The sequence below is a fragment of the Marinomonas posidonica IVIA-Po-181 genome, assembly GCF_000214215.1.
Lineage (GTDB): Bacteria > Pseudomonadota > Gammaproteobacteria > Pseudomonadales > Marinomonadaceae > Marinomonas > Marinomonas posidonica.
This window is the reverse complement of the sequence record NC_015559.1, coordinates 2,718,998-2,745,544: the sequence shown is the minus strand read 5'-3', so window position 1 is coordinate 2,745,544 and position 26,547 is coordinate 2,718,998. Positions and strand designations below refer to the sequence as shown.

The 26,547-nt window shown below is 40.2% G+C and carries 18 protein-coding genes; all 18 read left to right on the top strand.

All coding sequences use genetic code 11. The features are described 5' to 3' along the window. The first annotated feature begins 6 nt into the window (after window positions 1-6). The gene (gene tssC / locus MAR181_RS12680; protein ID WP_013796998.1) at window positions 7-1,485 is read left to right on the top strand and encodes a type VI secretion system contractile sheath large subunit; all 1,479 of its coding nucleotides are present in this window, start codon (window positions 7-9) and stop codon (window positions 1,483-1,485) included. Window positions 1,486-1,507: 22 nt separating this feature from the next. Continuing rightward, the gene (gene tssE / locus MAR181_RS12675; protein WP_013796997.1) at window positions 1,508-1,933 is read left to right on the top strand and encodes a type VI secretion system baseplate subunit TssE; all 426 of its coding nucleotides are present in this window, start codon (window positions 1,508-1,510) and stop codon (window positions 1,931-1,933) included. A 2-nt stretch (window positions 1,934-1,935) separates the two neighbouring features. Continuing rightward, window positions 1,936-3,705, top strand: a complete 1,770-nt coding sequence (gene tssF, locus MAR181_RS12670; protein ID WP_013796996.1) for a type VI secretion system baseplate subunit TssF — start codon at window positions 1,936-1,938, stop codon at window positions 3,703-3,705. Beyond that, entirely contained in the window at window positions 3,669-4,679 is a 1,011-nt protein-coding gene (tssG, locus tag MAR181_RS12665) for a type VI secretion system baseplate subunit TssG (protein WP_245546158.1), read from the top strand. The genes tssF and tssG overlap by 37 nt, the downstream gene beginning before the upstream one ends. A 2-nt stretch (window positions 4,680-4,681) precedes the next feature. After that, window positions 4,682-6,175 (top strand): type VI secretion system-associated FHA domain protein TagH, encoded by a 1,494-nt coding sequence (gene tagH / locus MAR181_RS12660; protein WP_013796994.1) that lies wholly within the window; start codon window positions 4,682-4,684, stop codon window positions 6,173-6,175. Beyond that, the gene (gene tssJ, locus MAR181_RS12655; RefSeq protein ID WP_013796993.1) at window positions 6,162-6,665 is read left to right on the top strand and encodes a type VI secretion system lipoprotein TssJ; all 504 of its coding nucleotides are present in this window, start codon (window positions 6,162-6,164) and stop codon (window positions 6,663-6,665) included. The genes tagH and tssJ overlap by 14 nt, the downstream gene beginning before the upstream one ends. A 4-nt stretch (window positions 6,666-6,669) precedes the next feature. Next, window positions 6,670-8,004, top strand: a complete 1,335-nt coding sequence (gene tssK, locus MAR181_RS12650; protein ID WP_013796992.1) for a type VI secretion system baseplate subunit TssK — start codon at window positions 6,670-6,672, stop codon at window positions 8,002-8,004. Between the two features lie 2 nt (window positions 8,005-8,006). After that, on the top strand, window positions 8,007-8,810 hold the full coding sequence (gene icmH / locus MAR181_RS12645) for a type IVB secretion system protein IcmH/DotU (RefSeq protein WP_013796991.1): 804 nt from the start codon (window positions 8,007-8,009) through the stop codon (window positions 8,808-8,810). 30 nt (window positions 8,811-8,840) lie between these two features. Continuing rightward, window positions 8,841-11,435 carry a type VI secretion system ATPase TssH gene (gene tssH, locus MAR181_RS12640; protein WP_013796990.1) on the top strand — a complete coding sequence of 865 codons (2,595 nt, stop codon included), beginning with the start codon at window positions 8,841-8,843 and terminating at the stop codon, window positions 11,433-11,435. A gap of 2 nt (window positions 11,436-11,437) precedes the next feature. Further along, window positions 11,438-12,985 carry a sigma-54 interaction domain-containing protein gene (locus MAR181_RS12635; RefSeq protein ID WP_013796989.1) on the top strand — a complete coding sequence of 516 codons (1,548 nt, stop codon included), beginning with the start codon at window positions 11,438-11,440 and terminating at the stop codon, window positions 12,983-12,985. Beyond that, on the top strand, window positions 12,985-13,614 hold the full coding sequence (locus MAR181_RS12630; RefSeq protein WP_013796988.1) for a type VI secretion system-associated protein TagO: 630 nt from the start codon (window positions 12,985-12,987) through the stop codon (window positions 13,612-13,614). Before MAR181_RS12635 ends, MAR181_RS12630 begins: the two co-directional genes overlap by 1 nt. Window positions 13,615-13,617: 3 nt before the next feature. Then, complete coding sequence (gene tssA / locus MAR181_RS12625; protein ID WP_013796987.1) at window positions 13,618-15,027, top strand: type VI secretion system protein TssA; 1,410 nt, start codon at window positions 13,618-13,620, stop codon at window positions 15,025-15,027. A 14-nt stretch (window positions 15,028-15,041) separates the two neighbouring features. Next, on the top strand, window positions 15,042-18,590 hold the full coding sequence (gene tssM / locus MAR181_RS12620) for a type VI secretion system membrane subunit TssM (protein ID WP_013796986.1): 3,549 nt from the start codon (window positions 15,042-15,044) through the stop codon (window positions 18,588-18,590). Window positions 18,591-18,902: 312 nt separating this feature from the next. Then, window positions 18,903-19,421, top strand: a complete 519-nt coding sequence (locus tag MAR181_RS12615; RefSeq protein ID WP_013796985.1) for an Hcp family type VI secretion system effector — start codon at window positions 18,903-18,905, stop codon at window positions 19,419-19,421. 106 nt (window positions 19,422-19,527) lie between these two features. Continuing rightward, on the top strand, window positions 19,528-21,483 hold the full coding sequence (gene tssI, locus MAR181_RS12610) for a type VI secretion system tip protein TssI/VgrG (protein WP_013796984.1): 1,956 nt from the start codon (window positions 19,528-19,530) through the stop codon (window positions 21,481-21,483). A 107-nt stretch (window positions 21,484-21,590) separates the two neighbouring features. Further along, window positions 21,591-23,555, top strand: coding sequence for a type VI secretion system Vgr family protein (locus tag MAR181_RS12605; protein WP_013796983.1), 1,965 nt, complete (start codon window positions 21,591-21,593; stop codon window positions 23,553-23,555). Between the two features lie 20 nt (window positions 23,556-23,575). Then, window positions 23,576-25,630, top strand: a complete 2,055-nt coding sequence (locus tag MAR181_RS18125; protein ID WP_013796982.1) for a glycoside hydrolase family 19 protein — start codon at window positions 23,576-23,578, stop codon at window positions 25,628-25,630. After that, window positions 25,617-26,501, top strand: coding sequence for a hypothetical protein (locus tag MAR181_RS12595; RefSeq protein WP_013796981.1), 885 nt, complete (start codon window positions 25,617-25,619; stop codon window positions 26,499-26,501). The genes MAR181_RS18125 and MAR181_RS12595 overlap by 14 nt, the downstream gene beginning before the upstream one ends. Window positions 26,502-26,547 lie beyond the last annotated feature (46 nt).

Genomic DNA, 26,547 nt, shown 5'->3' with positions numbered 1-26,547 from the left:
AGAAACATGTCTACAAATAATACAGCTATGGAAGGTATTGCCAGTGAACAAATCAATGGCAATTTATTAGATGAGATTATGGCGCAAACTAAGATTGCGCCGAATGAAGAAGGCTACGATGTTGCTAAAAAAGGCGTGGCCGCTTTTATTAGTAATCTTTTGAGTTCTAATCAGACTGATGAGCCTGTTAATAAAAATCTTGTCGATCAAATGTTGATCGAATTGGATCGAAAAATCAGTGCTCAGATGGATGAGATTTTACATGATGAATCCATCCAGCAAATGGAATCTGCATGGCGAGGCCTTAAGTTACTGGTTGATCGCACGGATTTCAGAGAGAACAACAAAATTGAGTTGATTCATGTGACAAAAGACGAGTTGCTTGAAGACTTTGAATTTGCACCTGAAACAACGCAAAGTGGTCTGTATAAGCATGTATATTCTTCAGGTTATGGCCAATTCGGTGGTGAGCCAACAGGCGCTATCATTGGTAACTATGCCTTTACGCCTTCTTCCCCTGATATGAAACTGTTGCAATATATGGCGTCGTTGGGTGCTATGTCACATGCTCCGTTTATCTCAAGTGTTGGTCCAGAGTTCTTCGGCGTGGATTCATTCGAAGAAATGTCAAACCTAAAAGACTTGAGCTCTATCTTTGCCGGTCCAAAATACACCAAATGGCGCTCATTGCGAGAGTCAGAAGATGCTCGCTATCTTGGTTTGACTGCGCCACGCTTCTTGCTGCGTGTTCCATATGACCCTATTGAAAACCCGATTAAATCTTTCAACTATGAAGAGAATGTTAGTCAGTCTCATAGTCATTATTTGTGGGGTAATACGGCGTATGCATTTGCATCAAAATTAACCGACAGCTTTTCAAAATACCGTTGGTGTCCAAACATTATTGGCCCGCAAAGTGGTGGTGCGGTTGAAGATTTACCTGTGCATGTTTTCGAGTCTATGGGTGAATTGCAAACCAAGATACCAACAGAGGTACTGGTCACTGACAGAAAAGAGTTTGAATTAGCGGAAGAAGGTTTCATTGCTCTTACTATGAGAAAAGGCAGTGATAATGCCGCTTTTTTCTCTGCTAACTCTGTTCAAAAGCCTAAGATTTTTCCTAATACCAAAGAAGGGAAAGAAGCTGAAACGAACTACCGCTTAAGTACTCAGTTACCTTACATGATGATTATCAATCGCTTGGCACACTACGTTAAAGTGTTGCAGAGAGAGCAAATTGGCGCTTGGAAAGAGCGTCAAGATCTTGAGCGTGAGCTAAATTCATGGATTAAGCAGTATGTTGCTGACCAGGAAAACCCGCCAGCGGATGTTCGCAGTCGTCGCCCACTTCGTGGCGCTAAGATTGAAGTGTCTGATGTTGAAGGGAACCCAGGTTGGTATCAGGTCTCTTTATCGGTTCGACCACACTTTAAATACATGGGTGCTAATTTCGAATTGTCTCTTGTCGGTCGTTTGGATCAGTAAAATCTGATAATGGAGATGTTTCATGGATGAAGAAAATGCATTTGGCATTGGCTTTTTAGATAGGTTAGGGAGTGAGGCAGAGCCGATCTCCTTGACCGAAGGGCCAAATACAATGGATGTGCTGAATTCAATCAAATCAAATGTTTCTAATATTTTGAATGCAAGATCAGGTGAAGCTTTGTCTTCACCTGATCTTGGCTTGATTGATTTTAATGATGCTTTATTGGAAACCATGGACCTTTCATTAAGGGTGAAACTGGCGATTAAAGGGTGTCTGGATAAATATGAGCCTAGGTTGTGCAATATTCAAATTCAGAATGTTACCAACTCAAGCAGCCCTCTAGAGTTATGTTTTCAAATTCAAGCCGATGTAAATAGCAATGCGCTTCATGAAAAAGTGAAAATCAGTTTGCTACTTGGTGGTGATCGTAAGTATAGGGTGTATTGATCGTGTCACATGAAAAGTATTTTAGAGAGGAATTAGAGTTTCTGAGAGAACAAGGAAAAGAGTTTTCTGAAATTCATCCTCAGTTGTCACGATATCTACATGGTCGCAATGTTGACCCTGATGTTGAACGCTTGTTGGAGGGTTTTGCCTTTCTGACAGGACGATTAAGGGAGAAAATAGAGGATGAGTTCCCTGAGTTAACCCACTCTATGATTAACATGCTTTGGCCAAATTACCTTAGACCTGTTCCAAGTTTGAGTGTTATTAAATTCAAACCAAAAGAGGGGGTCAGTGTTAAGCACAAAATCAATGCAGGGGTCAGTTTAAATAGCAAGCAAATCCGTGGGACAACGTGTCAGTTTCGAACTTGTAGAGACGTTGATTTGTACCCGATTGAATGTGAAAAAATCACAGCTCAGCACACCAGAGAGGCGAGTGTTGTAGAGCTTTTTTTCGAAATTGATGGTGATTTGACCGCGAAGGAAATTGATTTAGATGCATTAAGGTTTTATATCGGTGGTGATCAGTACAGTGCTGAAATGATGTACTTATGGATTAACCACTATTTAGACAAGATTACCGTTAATTATGATGATACTAATTACTCTTTGAAAAAAGAGGCGCTTTCTCTTGTCGGTTTTGATAAAAAAGAAGCGCTCTTACCCTATCCTAAGAATGTTTATGATGGATATCGTATCATTCAAGAATACTTAACATTTTCAGAAGCTTTTAACTTTTTTGACATAGAGGGAATTGGTGAGGCCATACCAAGAAGTGCTTCTGGTCGATTCTCTATCAAGTTACATTTTAATAAAACCATCGATACTGGTGTTAAAGTTTCAGAAGAACTGTTTCAGCTATACTGCACACCTATTATTAATTTGTTTGATCACGATGCAGATCCAATTGATCTGACTGGATTAAAGACCGAATACAAAATCATTCCCTCTAGCGTGTCTCCTAATCATTATGAAATATTTAGTATAAATGAAGTCGCAGGTTGGCAGCATAGTAAAAATAGTGAGTCAAGAGTAAAAAGCGGAAAAAGGGTTTACTCTGAATTTGAAAGTTTTCAGCATGAAGTTGAAAGAGTGAGAAATCGCGAAGCGCTTTATTATCGTGCCAGAGTAAAGGAAAGTATAAAGAAAGATGGCTTTGATCGACACATTTCATTTATAAGAGGGGACGAATCTAATGCATATAATTTTGATGAGGCTGTATCCATTAAATTAACGTGTACAAATCGTCAATTGCCAGTAGAACTTGGCCTTAAAGATATTTGTATTACAACAGATTCTTCTCCTACCTTTGCAACGTTTGAAAACATTGTAATACCTACCGCGCCATTAAGACCAGTGCTTGACGGTAGTTTGTTATGGACCTTGATATCGAATCTTTCACTTAATTATTTGTCTTTGCTTTCAAAAGATGCACTTAGCTCAATTCTTCGAGCGTATGATTTTAAGGCGCTTGTAAATCGTCAGGCTGAAAAGATATCCAAACAAAGATTAAATGGTATTTTGAGCGTTGAGACGGAACCAACAGACCGTATTATCTATGGTATGGCGGTAAGAGGTTTACGATCTACCATTGAGCTCGATTTAGACTATTTTTCTTCCGAGGGTAGTCTGTATCAATTTGGAACAATACTAAGTCGATTTTTTTCTCTTTATGCCAGTATTAACTCATTTCATGAACTTGTCGTTATTAATTCAAAGAATAGAGAAGTTTATACGTGGGGAATTCAGGATGGGATACAACCACTAATATAATGAATAATACCTCTTTGCCTAATAATGAAATGCTTGTTAGAGATATTAAGAAATACAATTTTTATCAGCTAGTAGAAGTACTTCATAAAGAATTTGACATTGATCCAGAATTGAAGAGTTTGGACACTGACTGTCGACTCACGTTTAGTGCGAACCCTAGTCTAGGATTTTCAGCCAGTGATGTCGCAAAAATGACATTGATTGGTGATGGAAAGGCTGAAGTTCAAACCAATTTTTTTGGTATTACGGGAGCTCAATCTCCATTACCAAGTTATATATTGGAGCAGCTGGTTAGCGACGATGCTGAAGTCAAAAGAAAGTTTTTAGATTTTTTTAATAATAGATTGATTTCTTTGGTGTATCAGTCATGGCGTAAGTATCGGTATTACGTCAGGTTTCAAGAAGAGGCAAAAGACAAGTTTTCGAATCAACTCTTCTCACTTGTGGGTCTTGCTGATGATGACTTGAGAGGGGATACGCCAATTAATTGGTGTAAAATGCTGGCCTATTCAGGAACCCTAGCCGGTAAAAGTCGATCGCCACAAGTTGTCTCTGGAATAATATCTCATTGTTTTGATTTAGAAGAGGTTTCTATTAAACAATGGGTAAAAAGAAAAGTTTTAATTAAAGAAAACCAACAAGTACGGTTGGGCATGAAAAACTCAACCATTGGTCAGGATGTGGTCGTTGGAAACTATGTCAATGACATTAAAGGCAAGTTCATATTGCAATTGAAAGGTCTTAGTCGAGATCAGTTTTTAGATTTCTTACCTTCCGGGAAAGAGTTTTTGCCTCTTTGTAAGTTGGTGGAATTTATTCTTAGAGAGCAGATGGCATATGATCTTGAGCTCGTTTTAAATGAAAGCCAAACACCTAAAACATCTCTTGGAAATGGTGATTTTTCTTTAGGTTGGTCATCATTTTTAGGCGATTCAAAAAGTGAAAGAAAAGTGCTGATTCAGGTAAGGAATTAATTATGGATGATGTGCCAAGAGTCTTAAATCTGATTGTTGTCAATGTGAGTTCATTAGAAGTCGGACTTTTGGCGAAGTCTACTTTCACTGAAACTGGTGGAATGATTGGCTCTAATACGAATATAGATTGGTATTTGATTGATAAGAGTAAATCCATCGCTCCTATCCATTGTGAAATTGTTTATATAGATAATGCATTCTGTTTAAAAGACATATCTGGAAAGACATATGTTAACTATTCGGAAATGCCATTAGGTTATGGAAATTTAGCTCGATTGTCTGATGGGGATGTGATCAAAATCGGAGATTACGAGTTAAGGGTATTTGTTAACCGTGATGCTGATTTAAAAAATAGTGATTATTCACTTGATCAGCTATTTCCGAGCCAAGATTCAAAGTTATTAGAAGATAATGATTATAGTGAAGACGATGCTGATCTAGAAATAGATGATGCTGAATTATTAGAAGATGAAGAACAGGATAAGTCTAAACCTCTTTTAGATCCTTTGGCCGCGCTTGATGACGAGATTGTTGTCGTAAAGACGCATAGCCTATTTGAAGATGAGGAAGAAGACGTTGAGCCTGACTTGTTACTGGATGTGATCAATAGAATTCCTTCAGATGTTAAATTGGGTTTTACTATGCAGGCAGATGGCGAAGATGATGTTTCATCTGCCATCAAGTTTAGTAAAAATAAAACGACTAGAAAGACAGAAAATGTCAATTTCATTTCTGATTTTGAAAATAAGGATCTTGAAAAAATGGATAACAAAATTTTAGATTATTTAGACAATGAAGTTGGAATTGATCTTCAAGAGAAAGATGACCTAGATTCCAAACTATTTGATAGTCGGGATGAGTTGTTTGAAAAAGAGTTAGAACGTGTCAATCCAGTAAGCAATAATCACGTCTTGGGTGGCCCTATTATTGATGGACTTGGTGTTGATATTGGAAAAAATCTTAGTTTAGGTGAGATGCAATCATTATCATCAGAAGTTGCAACCACTTTAAAATCTTGTGTCCAGGGGCTATTAGATTTAAACGCTCAAGTTAAAAACTCACGTTATGGTCTTATTCAAAGAAGTCTACAGCCAATCGAAGATAACCCTTTAAACCTAGGTTTAAGTTATGAAGAAACTATTAGGGTAATGTTTGATGAAGATAAGAGCTTGATGCATTTATCTGCCGCTTCTTCTGTTCAAGAAAGTATGGAGATGATTAAAGTACATAATGAAGCGGTACAGCATGCAATTACCTCTGCTTTAAGTCAGATTTTACAATCTCTCTCACCTGAAATTTTGATTAAACGCTTTAAACGATATGCGAGAAATAACACCCATCATCATTCAGAAGAGGGGGCGTGGGCATGGGACATGTATGAGCGTTACTACAGTGAGTTAACCTCTAATCGTCAACAAGGATTTGATAAGCTTTTCTGGGAAATTTTTGAACAGTCTTATGATAGAAAAGTACGTGAAAAGCATGCTGAACAATAAGGTCGTCTCATTCCTGCTAGTTTTGGTGGCTGTGGTTTCATTATCTGGTTGTGGTTCTGCCCAGCAGATATTTAAGCCAACAACACCAGCGGATCAATTAACTAAACTAACGTTTAGTTTGGTTGCTGATGATGAAGTGAATCCGAATTTTTTAGGGGGAGCGTCTCCTATTGAGGTTCAAGTATTTGAGCTGGTTGATGATTCTATGTTCATGTCTGCGGATTTTGAGGAAATTAATAATGACTATGAGGAAGTTTTAAAAACAAACTTTGTCAAAAGTTATGATTATTTCATTCTGCCGGGACAATTTAAGTTTATAGACAGTTTTGAAATACAGAGTGATACAAATTATATAGGTGTGGTGGCTAAATTTTCTGAACCTAATCTCAGTGAATGGAAAAAAGCCGTAAAGATTATTAATCGGGGGAGAGTGTATCATTTATTGATGTTCTTCAATGATTATGAGGTTAAGTTAGATAGGGTTGAATGATAGTATGATTCCTCGTAATAGAGTTATTTGGAGTGAAGGTTTATTTATAAAACCGCAGCACTTTCAACAGCAAAGTAGATATGAAGAAAATATTTTAAATGAACGATTGCTTTCGGTAAGTAGTTATTTATATGGTCTTTCATCACTATCGATTAATCCAGAGTATCTTTCCTTTGGTCGAATTGCTATTGATCAAGCGACTGGCGTTATTCCTGATGGGACTGTCTTTAGGATTCCACAAGAGGACATGCAACCTGATCCATTAGAGATAGGTGACGCAAATTTATCGGGTCAAGTTGTATACCTTGCTTTGCCATTAAAAAACGATTCACTAATGGAAGTGGATTGGCCTCATGAAAAAGGAACGGGGCGATTTGCAAGCCGTCAACATGAGGTAAAGGATACGCATTCAATCGACGGTGATGTTGCAAAGCTTGACCTTGCCTCTGTACGACTAAAGCTTATGTTAGAAAAAGATGATCGAAGCAGCTATGCCTCAATTGCTATTGCAAGAATACGTGAAAAGCGACCGGATGGCAGTGTTGTGTTAGATGATGAGTTTATTCCGTGTCACTTTGATGTTTATTGTAGTGCCTTGCTGCATAGATGCATTAATGAAATTTCAGGGTTAATGAAAGAGAGAGCAAAGGGCATATCAAGACGTTTAGGCTCGTCAGGACAAGGCGCGGTAGCGGATGTCTCTGATTTCATGCTGCTACAAGTGTTAAACAGACTGCAACCTGTATTACAGCATCTTGTGAATTTGCGAAGTCTGCACCCAGAACGATTATATGAATTGTTATCGTCTATGTGTGGTGAGTTAGCCACTTTTATTGATGAAAGCCGATTGCCACCAGAGCTTTCTGGTTATAACCATGATATGCCCAGCGACTCTTTTTGGCAGGTTATACGATATCTACGTCAGAGTTTAAGTGTTGTGGTTGAGCCACGAGCACTCTCTCTACAATTACAGAAGAGAAAATATGGCTTAATGGTTGCGCCTATTCATGATGAAAAACTGATTGAAAGCGCAGAGTTTGTTCTATCGGTGAAAGCCGACATGCCTCTCGACGAGCTGAGAAGCTTGTTTAGTCAACAGACGAAAGTGTCTTCTGTTGAGAAAATACGTGATCTTATTTCTCACCAATTACCGGGCATTCCGGTGATACCTCTGCCTGTTGCCCCAAGACAATTACCTTACCACTCTGGTTATACCTATTACCAATTAGATAAAACCAGTGCCGCTTGGAAAATGCTGGAGAATTCATCCGGTTTTGCATTCCATGTCGCTGGGGCGTTTGAAGGTCTAGATCTACAATTTTGGGCAATAAGGGATTAGTCATGAGTGAAGAAATGATGGACTATGATGAGAATTCTGATAAGAAATCTGGATTATACGATGATTTATTATTTGATGATGCCGAAAATATAAATAAGGATAAAGATTATTGGTTTCAAATAAGAGGGCATACCGATAATCCTTTTATTGATTCAGCAACTAACTTTTTTGCTCTTTCACTTCGAGTTAAAACATTAAGTGATTGTCCTAATATTGATGAAATCTATAAACAAACAATAGAAGAAATCAACATCACTGAAATTGAGCTTACTGAAAAAGGTTATGACCATACAGTGCTAATGGCATATAGATATATTCTATGTGTTTTTTTAGACGAAGCCGTAATGGGAACCAATTGGGGTGGTGATTCTATTTGGGCTCAGTACTCAATGCTTTCTCGGTTCCATAACGAAACCTGGGGTGGTGAAAAGGTTTTTGAGATCATGACTCGGCTTGAAAAAGATCCGACTCGATATAAGGAATTATTAGAATTCCTTTATCAGTGTTTGATACTGGGTTTTCAAGGTAAGTTTAAGGTTATGAAAAATGGCAAAGAGGAAAGGGAAAAAATAATAAACAAACTGCACAGTTTGCTAGAAAATATTAATGATAAAAATGTGTCATTAAGTTCGCCAACGCAAGCTGTCGTAAACAAAAGATATAAGTTAAGACGTCAAATACCAGTGTGGTTAATCTTTATGGTATTTTCGATTGGTTGGGTCGCAATATATTTATTTTACTATTTTTTATTGAACACCAAATCGCAAGATGTACTTGATCAACTAAGTCAAATTTTAAGATTGTAGTTTTAAAATCACAAGGAAAAGGGATATATCGTGATTAGAATTGAATTACCTGTACTAATTTCAAAATTAAATTCTCAATGTAAAATAGCTTTGGAAAATGCGGCTTCATTATGTATTGATAATAAACATAGTGAAGTAAGTTTGGCTCATTTTATTAGCGCTATGTTAGAGAATCCACTTTCAGATGTGAGATGTATTTTAGACATTGAAAATATTTCTACAGAGAGTGTAACGAATGCCATTGCCAAAAGTTACCCTGTATCGGCTGACTTAGATACCTACCCACCTTTTTCTCCATTATTAGTCGAAGCTCTCCAAGAAGCTTGGTTACTGTCTTCAACTGAGCTTCAGCAGAATGAGCTGAGATCGGGTGCCATTCTACTTTCTACTCTTCTTAGAAAGGAAAGGTACTTTTCGTTTGAGCTGGTGAGCCTTTTAGATCAGATCAATACTGAAAGGTTGCGTAAGCACTTTGATGATATTCTGAAAGAAAGTTCTGAGAGTGTGAGCCAGTCTGAAGGCAATGGAAATGTGTCTAAGATTGAACCGACACAACTCTATCTTGAAAAATACTGTACAAACATAACACAGCAAGCACAGGATGGTCAGCTTGATCCGGTCTTGTGCCGGGATGAAGAATTAAACCTTATCGTTGATATTCTATGTAGTCGAAGAAAGAATAATCCAATAGTGGTAGGTGAAGCTGGGGTTGGTAAAAGTGCCGTTATTGAAGGTTTGGCACTTCGAATTATTTCAGGTCAGGTACCAGATAAATTAAAAGAAGTTAGCCTGTGTTCACTCGACCTTGGATTGCTTCAAGCTGGCGCTTCCGTTAAAGGCGAGTTTGAAAAGCGCTTGAAGGGGGTTATTGATGAAGTAAAATCTTCTTCTAAACAAATTATTCTTTTCATCGATGAAGCACACACTCTGATTGGTTCCGGTAACCAAGAGGGGGGAAGTGATGCGGCCAATCTATTAAAGCCTGCGCTTGCTCGTGGTGAGCTGTCTACTATCGCAGCCACAACTTGGAAAGAATATAAAAAGTATTTTGAAAAAGACCCTGCCCTAACGAGACGTTTTCAGTTAGTCAAAATTGAAGAGCCTTCCATTGAGCAATCCGTTGATATTCTTCGAGGCTTACATCAGGTGTATGAAGAAGCACATGGTGTATTTATTAGTGATTGCGCTTTAAAAGCCGCATCAGAATTATCGGCCCGTTATCTTTCAGGTAGGCAGCTTCCAGATAAAGCAATTGATGTGTTGGATACGGCGTGTGCACGATTAAGCATTAATAGAAGCATACCACCTAAAAAACTGACGGTGTTAGAGAGTCAAAAAATTGCTCGACAACGAGAAATTGATTTATTAGAGCGTCAAACTCTGGTGGGCAAAAGTATTGATGAAGAGTACCTTGCGTTATTAAACGAAGAAGAAAAAGTTTCGGAAGCGGACACCACGGCATTATTGACAGATTGGCAGACGCAGAAAGGAATTGTTGATGAGATAGTCGCTCTTCGTGATAAAGCCCTAAGCACTACGACGGAAACCAGTGAGTTAACCAAATTAAAAGAAGATCTTACCGACAGTTACCAGATGTTCGACTCAATCCCGCTTGATCAGCATCTTGTCTACCCTGAAGTAAACAAACAGCAGATTGCTGAAGTGATTTCTGATTGGACCGGGATTCCGATATCCCAGATGAACTCAGATGAACTCTATAAGATCACGCATTTACCCTCCATTCTTGGTGAGAAAATCAGAGGTCAGGATATTGCCATCAAGAGTATTCACCGACATTTGTTAACGTCCCGTGCGGATCTAAGAAGAGCCGGTAGACCTAAAGGTTCCTTCTTATTAGTTGGCCCTAGTGGTGTGGGTAAGACTGAAACTGTGATCAAACTAACGGAAGAGCTGTACGGTGGGAAACAGTTTTTAACCACGATCAATATGTCTGAATATCAAGAGAAGCACACGGTATCTAGATTGATTGGTTCACCTCCTGGCTATGTTGGGTATGGAGAAGGGGGGATTCTGACCGAGGCAATTAGAAAGAAACCCTATTCCGTTGTGTTACTGGATGAAGTAGAGAAAGCTCATCCAGAAGTGCTGAACCTGTTTTATCAAACCTTTGATAAAGGTGAGTTATCTGATGGTGAGGGTAGAAGTATTGACTGTCAGAATGTCTTATTCTTCTTAACATCGAATCTAGGCTATCAAACAATAGTGGATTCTCACAATGAGCCTGAATTACTAAAAGATAAGCTTTACCCAGAGCTTGCTGAATATTTCAAGCCAGCACTTTTAGCAAGAATGGAAGTTGTGCCTTATCTACCACTAGATAATTCTGCTCTTGAAGAAATAGTGAAATCGAAAATTTCGTATATAAAAGAATTGTTAACAAAGCGTTATTCAGCTGAAGTTATTATTGATGACACTGTTTATTCTGAAATATTAAAAAGAGCTAATCGATCCGAGAATGGGGCTAGGTTGCTTGAAGCCATTATCGAAGGAGAGCTGTTACCGAATATCTCTCTTCCAATACTGAGCTATTTAGCTGAAGAAAAAGACATCTTAAGCATTTATATGACAGTCACCGATGGGGATTTCGTTGGAGAGGTTCGATAATCATGGCTGGCTGGTTAGAAGATGCTTCAACTTTATTAACGTATAAGAATTCGAGAGAGTTTTTTCACAGTCTTAGTCAGCTGATTTTGAAAAAAAACAGTTTGCGTGGTGTGTATTTATTAGAAATATCAAGCGACGGCCGTTTTTTCAAATATAAAAATGGAAATCAAGAAACAGTTTGGGATGTTTCTGACTTTGACTGTGTTTTGGCTCATGCAATTCAGAAAAATGATACCTTATCAATTGAAGGTGAAGACTTAAATTTTTGGGTTTCAGACGGTAGTTTATTTGAACTTCTTAAACCTTGTGATAAAGAAAGAATCATATTTTACCCGCTTAAAATGTCCGGCAATAAAACTGAGTATTTCTATGTTTTACATGGTGATATAGCTTGCTTTGAAATGATTGATAAAGATGACTTTCAGGAGTTTATGAAGGTCTGTAACGCTTACTTAACGGCCATTGTTGAAAGTGAGAGGAAAGATTTATTAAGAATTAGTTTGAGTGATAAAGCCAATGAAGACAAAAAGAAATTAACGTTAAAGAAAGGTCTAGATGACCTTTCGAACGTCATTGCTGGTCATTCATCAGTTATGAAAAAATTAAGAGAGCAAATTTCAAGAGCGGCTTTCTCAAATTTAACAGTGATGGTGCTAGGTGAGACAGGTGTAGGAAAGGAGCTTGTTTCAAGGGCTGTACATGATCTTTCTGAAAGGAAAAACAATCCATTCGTTGCGATTAACTGTGCCGCAATACCTGATTCATTATTAGAGAGTGAGCTCTTTGGTTATGTAAAAGGGGCATTTTCTGGCGCGAATCAGGATAAAAAAGGCTTGATTGAAAATGCTCATCAGGGAACGCTTTTTCTAGATGAAATTGGGGATATGCCCCATAACTTACAGGCAAAAGTCTTAAGGGTAATTGAGACTAAGAAATATAGACCGGTAGGATCGAAAAAAGAATATGAATCCGACTTCAGGTTGGTGGTTGCGACCCATGTCAACCTTAGAGATAAGGTGAATTCTAATGACTTTAGAAAAGACCTCTTTTATAGGTTATATCAATACCCCATAAAAATACCACCTCTTCGAGAAAGGACTGGTGATATCAAATATCTATCAGAATACTTTGTAAGGCAATTTAACTCCCACCATGATAAAGACGTCAAAGGCATTGAAGTTGAGGCCTGTGATGCTCTTTCTAATTACGATTTTCCTGGGAACGTAAGAGAACTGAAGCACCTGATTCAATATGGTTGTGAGCAAGCGGATAATCGAGGTTACATTAATAAAGAAATGATCGTTTCTAGGCTAGACGAAATGAGCTTTATGAATGAAGAGGAAGTCGGGGAAGAGATCAACTCATTTAATATTGAGGCTTCCGACCTTGATGTGACTGATTTGAAAGAAGCCGTTAAGGAGTTTGAGAGTAAAATATTATATCGAACACTTAAAAAATATAACGGAAACCGGTCCATGGCCGCCAAGAGTTTAGGGATTCCGAAAAGAACATTAGCTGATAAATGCCTTAAGTTGGAGATCTCTTTGTAATGAAAAATAGCTATTTTATTGTGTGTTTTATTTTTCTGATTAATTTTAATTCTGAACTCTATGCCGCTGATGACAGTTTGAAAATAAAGTCCTGTAAGAATATTGTGAGCAATCTCAATCGGCTTAAGTGTTATGACGAGGTTTTCCCCCCACAAGAGGAAAATCTAAATGAATTTTATAAAAAACCAAAGTCGTGGTTAATGGCTAAAAAAATAGAGAAGAAAAGAAACGATGACCATTTGCCAATAATTGAATTTAAAGATAATTCTTTGGATTTATACATTACTTTACCCTCTATTAATTATGATGTTAAAGATGATTATCCAATCCTCATGATTAGCTGTGTTGATAGTATCAGTAGACTCGATTTAATAACGAAGAAGGCCATTAAAGAGGGGCGGGTTAAGGTGTCACTCCATGGCTATCAAAATACCATGTGGAGGAGTGACGATACGGGATTTGTCCTTTCTTCATCAAGAGGTAAGGTTGCCTCTAATTACATTAAATATATTCTTTCTAATGAAGAGGTTATTTTAAATTCGAGTGATGTTGGAGTTAATAATCTTGTTTTTTTAGCATCAAATCTAAAGGGAAGTATGGGGCCTGATTATAATAGGTGTGGTTGGTAATTTATGATTTTTGATGCCGAAGAGATAAGGTCAAAAATAAAGCGGCCTATATCTGATGATATATTGGAAGGAGATGATTTTTCGTCTGACTCTCTCTATGAGTTCATAGAAGAAGAGATGATGAAAGTTGGTTCGCTTTCCCATGGCTCTGTTAAATGGGATAAAGTTGAAGAGAACCTGATCATACTTTTAAATGAAAAGACAAAAGATATTATCTTAATTGATTATTTTATAGAGTGCTGTAAAAGAAGGAATAATATCGTTTCATTTTATTTGGCTTTATCCGTAATTTCAGATTTTGTTTCTTTTTATTGGTCGCTTTGTTACCCCAAGAAAGAAGGGGCTGCTGGAAAAAGGTATAAGATTCGAGTTCTGGATAAAATATTTAAAAAAATAGATTTGTTCATCGATTCAAAAATGGATCTTGATTGTGAATTGTCTTTTTTTGATGAAATTTTTAAAGTTAATGATGAACTAAAAGATTCACTGTCTCTAAATGAAATTTTCTCCGAACAAGCTGACCTTCTGTATAAAAGAATTAAATCCAAGTTTAGTGATGAAAAAAGCAGAGCTGAGTTAGACGCAAAAAGTGATGTTAAGGAAGTTTCACAAGAGAAAAAAGATGATGTCATTAAATATAATAATTCAGCTTCCTCAGAAAAAGAAAGTCGTAAAAAAATTTCAGAAGTGATTGATATCGTTAAACATGGCGATGAATATGCGTCACTAGCATTACGTTTGAAACGCTTTAACTTGTGGTCTTCTATTAAGTCCTTGCCTGATTCTAATAAGAATAAAACACTTATTCAGGCTCTCCCAAAAGAGCGTATAGCAGAATACTTTTCTTTGCTTGAAAATCCAACGTATGAATTATGGGAACGTGTTGAGTCCACTATTGTTATGGCGCCATTTTGGATTGATGGGCAGTATCTAAGTTTCTTGATTTCAGATTCCCTAGGTCTGCATGAAATTTCTGAAACGGTATTTTCTGAAACAAAGAGATTCATCGGAAAATTCCCTCAGATATATGATCTGACTTTTAAAGATGGGACGCCTTTTGTTTCTGAGGATTGTGCTGATTGGTTAACTGCTAAAAGTAATGACGTAAGTTCCTCTTTAATATCAAATTCTGAAGAGTTGGATTCTATAAAAGTGGAAGCTAATGAGGTGTTTTTAGAAAGGGGGCTTCAGGAGGCGCTGAAATATCTTGATGTGAAAATTTCTGAAGCAAGTTGTCAAAAAGACATTTATCAACTTAGGCTCATTTCTTCGGAGATGCTTAAGGAAAGTGGTGCAGAAGATATTGCTTCGCAACAGTTCGAATTTATGTTTAAGCAAGTTTCAGAAATGCGTGTTTCTGAATGGGATCCAATTTTTTTAAAGCGTCTAAAGAATAGTATTTCTTTTGATTAGTGTAGGGACGTAGTATGTTTAAGTTTATTAAGGCTTTATTTGGTAAGTTAGGTTCAAGTTTTAAGGTGGCCTTACCTTTTCTCGTATTTTTAATCATTGTTCTAGTCAATATTGCTATTTGGTGGATGGGACCTTGGTTAGAGATTAATAATGAATTTCCATTCGTTAGTGTTTCTAATCGTTTAGTTTGTATGGGTCTGTTCTCCCTCTCATGCTGTGCATTATGGGGCGTTTATCAGTGGCGAAAATTTTCAAAATTCAAAGCCGAAGTTGAACATCAAGAGGTATTAAAAGAGGACCCTGTTCAAGCTGCTGTAGAGAATCAAGAAGACGATTTAAATAAAGTAATTTTTAGTTTAAAGGACAGTCTTAATAAGCGTAACTATCTGTATAGCCTACCTTGGTATCTTGTTATGGGGCTTGAGAATGCAGGTAAAACAAGCCTTATAAACCGCTCAGGTCAGAATTATACTTTTTCGACTGTTCTTAAATCTTCAGGCATAAAAAGCAAGAATACTTACTCTTTTGATTGGTGGGTGGGTGATAAGTCGGTGTTAATCGATCCGGACGGTGAGATTTTAACGCAAGGACTAAATTTAACGGGAAGTGACTCTGATGGGGAAGTTGAGAAGGGCTTATGGCTACACTTTCTCACATGGCTTGAGAAAACACGCAGTCAACGCCCTTTGAATGGTATCGTATTAGCGATTGATATTTCTAAGCTAGCCACCTCGACAGTTTATGAAAGAAAAGCTTACGCAACCATTTTAAGATCTCGAATCAGGGAGCTAATGGAAACATTATCTACCCGTCTTCCTGTCTATGTCGCTCTCACCAAGCTTGATTTGTTATATGGTTTTGAAGCCTTTTTTAGTAACTATAAAAAAGACCAAAGAGATGATGTACTTGGCTTTACTTTCAGCCTTGATTCAGTTGAAAGCCATGATTCCTGGTTAAGTGAATTTGATAAAGAATATAACGCTTTCATTGATTATGTGAATGCTATTTTCCCACAGTTGGCTTCTGAAAGTATTGAGGATGAAGACCGAAATGCGATATACAGCTTTACTCGCCAAATTAGTGGTCTTAAAGAAGTATTATCCAACTTTTTTGAAGATGCGTTAAGCAGTGATCGTTTTTCAACTTCACCCTTGGTGAGGGGGGTCTATTTTGCGTCTGTTTATCAACAGGGTGTTCCAACCAATGCTTTTGATGATGCGGCTTCAAGAAGGTATGGACTCACCCATGCCATTAATAAAGCCCAGAACGCTAAAAATTCAACGACCTATTTTACAAAGAGCCTATTTAATAAAATTATTTACCCTGAAGCTGGTCTTGCATCGGATAACTTTCGTGTGGCAAAGCAAAAACGCCGCATCATGTTAACCAGTATCTTAGTTTGCAGTATGGTTACCGTATTACTAGCGGCTTCATGGCATAGATTTTATGAAAAGAATATTCATCAGTCTGATGCTGTTATTAGTAAAGTAAATAACTATTTAAAAGATTTCCCTGTAGGGGCATCTCTTACTTCTCAAGAAGAGATACTTCCACCACTTAATACCATTCGAGATGCGACGTTAGAATTCGGTTTTTTCCGCGATAAGCCACGTTATATCTCCGATTTAGGACTATATCAAGGTCATCTGATCGGTCCCCAGGTTGAAATTACTTACTTGAATTTATTGGAGTTTAAATACCTTCCTTCTCTCATGGCTGATCTTGTCGTTGATCTAAAGAAAGCCAAAAGTGATGAAGATAAGCTTGCTGTCCTTAGGGTATATCGAATGCTTGTTGATAAAAGTGGTCGATATGACGACTTTGTTCTCAATTACTTTTCGCGAAAGTGGCAGGTTCGGTTTTCTGGAATGAAAGAGGTTCAAGATAAATTATTGCAACATCTTGAATACGCCTTACAACATACTGACCTTGAGACGCTAAGGGGGAGAGGAGACAATAATGCCATAGCGGTTCTTAAGCCTTATGAAAAGCTGATTGCCTCTACTCAGGCTGAATTAGGTGCCCTTTCTATTGATGAGCGTGTCTACAGAAACCTTAAATTAACCGCGCAAACCAAACTTGGTACAGACCAAGATATGAGTAACTTAATTGGGCCAGTTTTTCCATTGGTGTTTGATCAAAGGGGCAACTCAAGTAAGTTACGAATTCCTGCCATGTTATCTAAAAAGGGCTTTGAGAATTACTTCTTACCGAGCTCGGAATCTGTTTCTGATCTGGCTTTGATTGATAGTTGGGTACTTGGCCAAACCGAGACAGCTCGGTTTAGTGAGGCTGATAAGCAAGCATTGAAGGAGAAAATCCGAGCGTCTTATGTTGCGGATTACACTAATTCATGGCGTTCAGCGGTTAATGGTTTTGAAATTAAAGATTTTAAAGACATTAATGAAGCCGTAAACGTGTTAGAGAACCTAACCGGTAACTCGCAGCCAATCATACGGTTTTTATCTGCTTTAGACGATAACACGAATATTTTCCCTGAATTGCCAGAGGATAGAGTAGCGTTAGAAGAGCTACAGAAAAGCACTAAGTACAATATCGCCCTTAAAATCAATGCTCCTTTTTCTGATTTGAACGGCATGATCAAAGCCAGTGACGATAAGCCTGCTAACATAGATGAAGTGGTCGTCGCGATTGATCAGTTAAAAGCCTATCTGAAAGCCATTCAGGATGCACCTGATGTTGGTAGAGCGGCACTTGAGACAACAAAAGCTAGAACGTCTTTGAACAGTGTTGATCCGATTTATACATTGAACAGGATTTCAGCAGGCTTGCCGAAACCGCTTGACTCCATGTTAACTAAATTGGCAAATCAAAGTTGGTATGTCATTAAACAGGAAGCCATCCGTTATCTGGAAGTAAGGTGGCATAATGATATTTATAAAGTCTATGAACAAAAATTCGCGAGTAAATACCCTTTCCGTGCCGATGCTAATAGCGATGTGTCACTGCAAGACTTTGAAAAATTCTTTGCGCCAAATGGTACGTTAGATCAGTTCTACAGCAATCAGCTTAAAATGTTTATTGAAGAAAACTTAGAGCTAAGCGGCGAATTGCAAGGCAAGTCTCTTATTCGTGATGATGTATTGGCTCAGCTGGATCAAGCTAAATTGATTCAAGATGCATTCTTTAATAGGAAAGGCGTTTTAGACGTATCCTTCGGAATTGAGCCTGTTAACTTGACGGCCAATAAACGAAGAGGTTTGTTAAATGTTGATGGCCAAAATCTTTCATACAGTCATGGACCTAGGAATAACGTCGAAATGGTATGGCCAAATACCTTAGGAGATACTGCTCTTTCTAAGATGACGCTGGTACCAACACAGCTTAACTTTTCTCCAAGGAGTATCGACTCCTCAGGACCTTGGGCTTTTTTCCGCTTACTGGGTATGGCAAATGTGGTGAGTTCGAGTGTTTCAAATGTGACCTATCAGTTTAGTATTGATGAGGGTTTAATGGAAATACGAGTGAACACAGAGAAAGAAGTAAACCCGTTTACACGCGATTTATTCAAATCTTTCAGTTTATCGGACACTTTGTACTAGGGAAGGAGCGAATAAGTCTTCTGAATCGAGCGGAATGGAGAGAATCTGCTCTGACAAAGGATCTTTCTAACGAGATGATTCGTGTGGGAAGCGTCTTAACTGTCCGGCATCTTATGATGGCGGGACAGTTAAGCAATCCTTTGCCCAGCAAGCAAAAAACCGCCTAAGATCAAGGCGATAAATTGCTTAATCGACTTGCTGATTTTTAACATACTGATTTATATGGATATTTTTTCTGGCATTGGATTTGCTATAGAAAGATAAGTGTTTATGACACTTTTCAATCTTTTATTACTTATAAGGAATTAGATTATGCCAACGCCGTGTTATATTTCGATTCAAGGGGAAACACAGGGACTGATTACTGCTGGTGCCATGACAGTGGATTCTACTGGTGAAATCGGTTTGGAAGGTCACGAAGATGAAATGCTAGTACAACAGTTCTTGCATAATGTCACCGTACCAACGAACCCACAATCAGGTAGCCCATCTGGTAAACGTGTTCACAAACCGTTTAAATTCACCGTGGCTCTAAACAAAGCCGTACCATTACTTTACAACGCCTTGTCTGCCGGTGAAAAACTGTCAAATGTGGAATTGAAATGGTACCGCACGTCTTCTGAAGGCAAGCAAGAAAACTTCTTCACAACCTCATTAGAAGGTGCTGTGATTGTGGACATCGAATGCGAAATGCCACACTGCCTAGACCCATCTAATGAGTCTTTCACACAGAACTTAACAGTATCCCTTGCGTATCGTAAAATCACTTGGGATCATGTTTCTTCTGGAACATCTGGTGCGGATGATTGGACTCAACCAATCGAAGCCTAACGCTTCGTATTATTTTCGATGACACATCGTTAATATGAACGAAATGAAGTCGCCAACTGAGCTTGGCGACTTTTCTATGGAATAGCAGTAACACAAGGAACGTAATATGGCGACGTTAATGTTTAAGCTGGCCGTTGACGGCCTCGATGAGAACACCTTGCTGGTACGAGAGTACCGAGGCCAAGACTCTCTCTCGGATTCCACATTAGACGATGGGACCACTTGCTATGGGTTCCGTTATCAGCTGAGCTTAGCCAGTCGTCGTATGGACTTGTCTGCGGACACCATCGTCGACAAGCAAGCAGAATTAACCGTCTGGCGTGATGGTGAACTGGTTCACCGAGTGCATGGTATCGTCCGCCACTTTGAAAAAGGCGACACCGGCCACAACTACACCTTTTACGGCTTGACCCTAGTGCCCGCGTTAGAGCGACTGTCGTTACGCCATAACAGCCGCATCTTCCAAAAACAAAGCGCCAAAGACATCCTCACCCAATTGATCACCGACATGGACATGCCGGCCCCTGTGTTCACCTTGGAAAACGAAGAACCAAAAGAACGGGAGTTCTGCGTTCAATACCGTGAAACTGACGCCGACTTCCTACATCGATTGGCCGCCGAAGAAGGCTGGGTCTACTACTTTAGCCACGAAGCAGGCAAACACACCTTACACTTCATCGACAAGAGCCAAGCTTTAGCCGTACAAAACGACGCCATTGCCTACAACTTACTCACCGCGGGCGTCTCCGAAACCCCTTACATCAACGCGCTCAGTGAACACAAACAATCCCTACCCAGTCAGTCGACCCTAAAAGACTACAGCTTCAAGCAACCCGGCTACGCGGCCTTGAATCAGCACACAGGGACCAACCTAGAACATCAACTGAGCCTCTACGAACACTTTGATGCCCCAGGCCGTTTTAAAGACAACGCCACTGGCCAACGTTTTGCCCGCATCCGTTTAGAATACTTGCGCCGTCGTGCTCACCTGTTGACCGGTGATAGCGACGCCTCAGCGATCCTCGTTGGTCGCAAAATACGCATTGCCGGTCACTTCGACGCCAGCATCCAAGACAACAGCTGGATCCCTGTCCAAGTCGAACACCATGGTACCCAACCACAAGTCCTCGAAGAAGAAGGGGGCGAAGGCCAGACCAGCTACCAAAACCACTTTACCCTGATACCGGGCCAAGTGAACTGGCAGGCAACCCCACAACCGCAACCCAGTGTCGATGGTCCCATGATGGCCACCGTGGTGGGGCCTGCGGCCAACGATGGTGACACCCCAGAAGAAATCTACTGTGACGAACACGGTCGAGTGAAAATCCAATTTGCTTGGGACCGTTACGGCCAGAAAGACGACTTCAGCTCCTGCTGGGTCCAAGTCTCCCAAAGCTGGGCGGGCAGCCAATACGGCACCATCGCGCTGCCACGTATTGGCACCGACGTCATCGTCAGCTTCCTCAACGGCGACCCAGACCAACCCATTATTACCGGTCGAACCTACAACGCTGACAACTTACCGCCTTACGCCTTACCGGCGAACAAAACCAAAACCGTGTGGCGCAGCCAAACCCACCAAGGGGCCGGATTTAACGAAATCAGCTTCGAAGATCAAGTAGGTCAAGAACAAGTCTACCTGCACGCCCAAAAAGACCTGCAAACCGACGTGTTAAATGACCAGACCACAAGCATCGGTAACGACCAACACCTGAGTGTGGTTAACGACAGCTTCAGTGAAGTGAAAAACAACCAGCACATCACAGTGAATGGCGAATGTCAGTTAAAAGTACTGAAACAGGATACTTCGATTTCAGAGGCAAACTTTTATCGCAAGGTAACTCAAGTTAATCGCCTAGAAGCCGCACAAGAAATTCATTTAAAAAGTGGCGCAAAGGCCATTCTAGAAGCCAAGCAAGCCATTACTATTAAAGCTGGCGGGAATTACATCACCATAGATCAAAACGGCATTCAGTTAATGAGTGCTAACGTGACCTTTAATGAAGGTGGTGAGGCGGCGGTAGGGTCTGGTTTTACCGACAGTACCATTGCGTCTGACTAAACCGCATGCGTGTTTTATTGAAGTATATTGACTGAGTTAACGGCAATGAAATTTATGGAAGAACAAGTAAAGGTGTTACTTAAACGGGATGGAGTAAGGAGCCTAATATGGCGACGTTAATGTTTAAGCTGGCCGTTGACGGCCTCGATGAGAACACCTTGCTGGTACGAGAGTACCGAGGCCAAGACTCTCTCTCGGATTCCACATTAGACGATGGGACCACTTGCTATGGGTTCCGTTATCAGCTGAGCTTAGCCAGTCGTCGTATGGACTTGTCTGCGGACACCATCGTCGACAAGCAAGCAGAATTAACCGTCTGGCGTGATGGTGAACTGGTTCACCGAGTGCATGGTATCGTCCGCCACTTTGAAAAAGGCGACACCGGCCACAACTACACCTTTTACGGCTTGACCCTAGTGCCCGCGTTAGAGCGACTGTCGTTACGCCATAACAGCCGCATCTTCCAAAAACAAAGCGCCAAAGACATCCTCACCCAATTGATCACCGACATGGACATGCCGGCCCCTGTGTTCACCTTGGAAAACGAAGAACCAAAAGAACGGGAGTTCTGCGTTCAATACCGTGAAACTGACGCCGACTTCCTACATCGATTGGCCGCCGAAGAAGGCTGGGTCTACTACTTTAGCCACGAAGCAGGCAAACACACCTTACACTTCATCGACAAGAGCCAAGCTTTAGCCGTACAAAACGACGCCATTGCCTACAACTTACTCACCGCGGGCGTCTCCGAAACCCCTTACATCAACGCGCTCAGTGAACACAAACAATCCCTACCCAGTCAGTCGACCCTAAAAGACTACAGCTTCAAGCAACCCGGCTACGCGGCCTTGAATCAGCACACAGGGACCAACCTAGAACATCAACTGAGCCTCTACGAACACTTTGATGCCCCAGGCCGTTTTAAAGACAACGCCACTGGCCAACGTTTTGCCCGCATCCGTTTAGAATACTTGCGCCGTCGAGCTCACCTACTGACCGGTGACAGCGACGCCTCAGCGATCCTCGTTGGCCGCAAAATACGCATTGCCGGTCACTTCGACGCCAGCATCCAAGACAACAGCTGGATCCCTGTTCAAGTCGAACACCATGGCACCCAACCACAAGTCCTCGAAGAAGAAGGGGGCGAAGGCCAGACCAGCTACCAAAACCACTTTACCCTGATCCCGGGCCAAGTGAACTGGCAGGCAACGCCACAACCGCAACCCAGTGTTGATGGCCCCATGATGGCCACCGTGGTGGGGCCTGCGGCCAACGATGGTGACACCCCAGAAGAAATCTACTGTGACGAACACGGTCGAGTGAAAATCCAATTTGCTTGGGACCGTTACGGACAAAAAGACGACTTCAGCTCCTGCTGGGTCCAAGTCTCCCAAAGCTGGGCGGGCAGCCAATACGGCACCATCGCGCTGCCACGTATTGGCACCGACGTCATCGTCAGCTTCCTCAACGGCGACCCAGACCAACCCATTATTACCGGTCGAACCTACAACGCTGACAACTTACCGCCTTACGCCTTACCGGCGAACAAAACCAAAACCGTGTGGCGCAGCCAAACCCACCAAGGGGCCGGATTTAACGAAATCAGCTTCGAAGATCAAGTAGGTCAAGAACAAGTCTACCTGCACGCCCAAAAAGACCTGCAAACCGACGTGTTACATGACCAGACCACAAGCATCGGTAACGACCAACACCTGAGTGTGGTTAACGACAGCTTCAGTGAAGTGAAAAACAACCAGCACATCACGGTCAAAGGGGAACGTCGTAGCAAGGTCACCTTAGACCAAACCCACATAGTCGAAGGCAGCTTGCAGCAGCAAGTCGGTGAGATCGCCGTGACCGAAGCAGGGGAAGATATACAGCTACAAAGTGGGGATCTTACCGTCGTGGAAGCTGGAGCTGAATTAACCGTGAAAGTCGGGGGAAGCTTCATTACCATTAATGCCGATGGCGTGTATTTAGTGGGGCCTGAGGTGAATATTGGATCGGAAACTTATGAAGCGGATGAACTTGAAGATATGATCACAAGCAGTGATTTTAGTTTCTCAGGTTAGTACAAAAAGGAAAAGCAATAATGACGATGAAGTTTGTTTACCCTGTGCCTAAGCCTAATGGCCATGTTTATGAAGATGGTAATGAATTGCAGACCCAGCTTCAGAAAGAAGTGGCCGGTCAATATGGCTTTAATCCAGGTAATTCTTCTTGGCACGGAGGAATGCATCTCTCGTTAAAAAACGCGCCTCATTGTCAGAAAGACCATCCGATTATGGCAATTGCGGATGGAAAGGTGGTGGCTTACCGTGTTAATAATGTGTATTCAACATCGGTATATCGCGGTATTGAATTGCCGTATTCTAGAGACTTTTGTTTATTACAACATAAATTTTCCTATACAGAAGATGATCAAACAAAAACTTTTACCTTTTTTTCCCTATACATGCATCTGGCTCCTTTAGCAGAAGAGCAGATTTTTGAACAGGTTAACGGTTTTAAATTGCCGAATTGGCTTTATACTGAAATAACCGCTGAAGTTACTGATGAGGACGGGCTATCTTGCCGTACCGACAGCATGGAGAAAGCTAATTACGCTGTTAGTAAAGGACAGAAGTTCAAATATGATCCAAGACAGCTTAAACCCAAAGCGTTTGGTATGAAGGTTCGGCACTTTGCTCGTTGTACTTTGGAGCCTCCATTAAACTCTGGAGGCAGTAGTATTGCTGAAACCTGGTTGTGTGTGGACGAGGACTTAGTCAAAACCATCGATGCAACGACGGTAAAACAAGGTGCTCTTATCGAGTTGAGCGGCGCTGAACAAATTGATATAAAGGGCGGTGACGCCATTGGCTACCTTGGTCAGTTCCACATACCTACTCAAATTGAAGCGGATACGCCGGTGGTTGACCCTCGCTATCAGATTCACTTCGAACTCTTTTCCACTGAAGAACCACCAGAAGCCTTTTTAAAGCGATTCTTTGGTGAAGCCAACCTAGATAAAGTTAAAAAAGTGGAAGGTGATGATGACTCGGACGGCTATTTAGACCGGAATAAACCAAATGGCTTTTTTAAAAACTTCCACCAAATTGTGACTTTGGATGAAAGTGATGTCCCTGGCACAGAGATAGCTAAAAATTTATCCAAGTGGGACAGTGCACAATATATGTACCATAAACACGCTAGCGAATGGTATGACAAAGCAGCAGACAAGACTGTTTGGCAAACCATATTAGGAATAGTTGACAGTTCTAATTTTGAAAAACTGATTGATCATGAAAAAGAGCGAGTGGATAAACTGATCTGGATGCAGGAAGCCAGTAGTTTGGGTTTGCCAAAAGTAGTTTGGAATTGGTGGCCGATAGGTACTGGTATGGCATTTAAACCGGGTTGTTATATTACTAAAGAGATGTTGAGGTTAGTGTGGAACGAAAAAGACGATGACTTTGTATTTCTTGTCGATATTGAGGACTTGGAAGCGGTGGCAGATGAGATTAATGAAATATCCGCCACGTTAAAATTAGATACTCTTTTAAGGTTAAATCACTTTTTGGCTCAGGCTAAAAAGGAAGCGGGTAAGGGCTTTAGCTTAGAAGAAAACTTACACTATAGCGCAAAGAAGTTAAAGCAGAAGGATAAGGATAAGGGAAGGGGCCCATTCAAATATTTTAGGGATAACCCAAGAGAGGCTGATTTATATGGAAGAGTTGATGGAGAAGGTGGACATTCATCAAACCCAGAACAAATAGCGAATCGTGCTTATGCAAATAGAAATGGTAATGGCAACATAGCCTCTGGTGACGGATGGAGATATCGTGGGCGTGGTATTTTTCAGTTAACTGGTAAGAAAAATTATCGTAATGCAAGTCGAGTATATAATATTCTATGGCCTGAAGAGAATATCGACTTTGAAGCCAATCCAGATCTGCTTCTTCAAATCAAATATGCTGTACGAAGTGCTGGTATATTTTGGTTGGATAATGCGATATGGGAAAAGGCTGATAAAGGTAGTAGTGGCACCATAGTAGATAATGTTACAAAAATTATAAACTCAGGAACTAGTGAAAAATCTAAAAAGGAAAGGAGAGATAATTTTTCTTCTTATTATAATGATGGGATATTTAATGAAGCATTTTAAATGGTTGTTAATTAGTCTTTTTTCAATAAATATTGTATGGGCAAACGATTGGGATATTCGGGTTGAAAAAGTAAAGAAAGATGAGTTTTCAGAGTTGGATAAGTCTTTCCCTGGTGGAGCTATGCCAGATAACTTTCAGAGTGTTTATATTAGATTTGAGAGTAAAAAAACTCATTTTTTTATTCATGATAGCATGCCTACTACCACTCAATATAATAAAGTATTAACCTGTGGTAATGATTCTTATCCAGTGGTAATGCTGAATACTTCGGGAAGAGATGAGCAGGGTAGTAGGATTGATATATCCGATTATAATTATTTGTATATATTTGATTCTAATCTTAATCCGTTGAAGAAGTTTGAAAGTGTGTTTACGAGTGAAAAAACGGATGATTATTACACCATATCGAAACAGCATATATTTACGCTAAAAAATGTTGAAGATTATGCTTGCGATCAAATACGACCTCCTTGTGAGAGTGGAAAGTTACTGCTTGCCAAATGTACTTTTGAAAGCGGAGAAATTGCCACAATTTGTGCATCGCCTCGTCGTTTTTTTTCTATGTTTACTTTCAGAAAATTGAAGTCAGCAGATTTTAGATTGGATAAACAAGGTAATGATCAATATCGTTTTAGTGTAGCGAGTAGCGAGTTTAAAGATGGAGATCGACCTTATAAAAAAGATGGGAAAAAGTATGTTGTGAATGGCATTAAATTTAATGGTGATGATAAAACCTTTGCTTTTGAAAATCATAGAACGACTTCAGACTCAGAAAGCCTCCGCTTCCACGGTGAATTTAGTATTAGCGAAGGGGGGCAGGTGGTACGTCGTGAGCAATGCCTACAAGATCATGCGTTTGATGAATATTAAATAGATCAGAGAACATAAATCTTTATTACAGAGCCAGTTACTTCAA

Excerpts from the sequence above, each read along its gene's own strand:
- tssM (WP_013796986.1), top strand. The coding sequence starts at position 15,042 with ATGTTTAAGTTTATTAAGGCTTTATTTGGTAAGTTAGGTTCAAGTTTT.
- MAR181_RS12605 (WP_013796983.1), top strand. The coding sequence starts at position 21,591 with ATGGCGACGTTAATGTTTAAGCTGGCCGTTGACGGCCTCGATGAGAAC.
- MAR181_RS12615 (WP_013796985.1), top strand. The coding sequence starts at position 18,903 with ATGCCAACGCCGTGTTATATTTCGATTCAAGGGGAAACACAGGGACTG.
- tssA (WP_013796987.1), top strand. The coding sequence starts at position 13,618 with ATGATTTTTGATGCCGAAGAGATAAGGTCAAAAATAAAGCGGCCTATA.
- tssJ (WP_013796993.1), top strand. The coding sequence starts at position 6,162 with ATGCTGAACAATAAGGTCGTCTCATTCCTGCTAGTTTTGGTGGCTGTG.
- MAR181_RS18125 (WP_013796982.1), top strand. The coding sequence starts at position 23,576 with ATGACGATGAAGTTTGTTTACCCTGTGCCTAAGCCTAATGGCCATGTT.
- tssE (WP_013796997.1), top strand. The coding sequence starts at position 1,508 with ATGGATGAAGAAAATGCATTTGGCATTGGCTTTTTAGATAGGTTAGGG.
- tssC (WP_013796998.1), top strand. The coding sequence starts at position 7 with ATGTCTACAAATAATACAGCTATGGAAGGTATTGCCAGTGAACAAATC.
- tssK (WP_013796992.1), top strand. The coding sequence starts at position 6,670 with ATGATTCCTCGTAATAGAGTTATTTGGAGTGAAGGTTTATTTATAAAA.
- icmH (WP_013796991.1), top strand. The coding sequence starts at position 8,007 with ATGAGTGAAGAAATGATGGACTATGATGAGAATTCTGATAAGAAATCT.
- MAR181_RS12630 (WP_013796988.1), top strand. The coding sequence starts at position 12,985 with ATGAAAAATAGCTATTTTATTGTGTGTTTTATTTTTCTGATTAATTTT.
- tagH (WP_013796994.1), top strand. The coding sequence starts at position 4,682 with ATGGATGATGTGCCAAGAGTCTTAAATCTGATTGTTGTCAATGTGAGT.
- MAR181_RS12635 (WP_013796989.1), top strand. The coding sequence starts at position 11,438 with ATGGCTGGCTGGTTAGAAGATGCTTCAACTTTATTAACGTATAAGAAT.
- MAR181_RS12595 (WP_013796981.1), top strand. The coding sequence starts at position 25,617 with ATGAAGCATTTTAAATGGTTGTTAATTAGTCTTTTTTCAATAAATATT.
- tssI (WP_013796984.1), top strand. The coding sequence starts at position 19,528 with ATGGCGACGTTAATGTTTAAGCTGGCCGTTGACGGCCTCGATGAGAAC.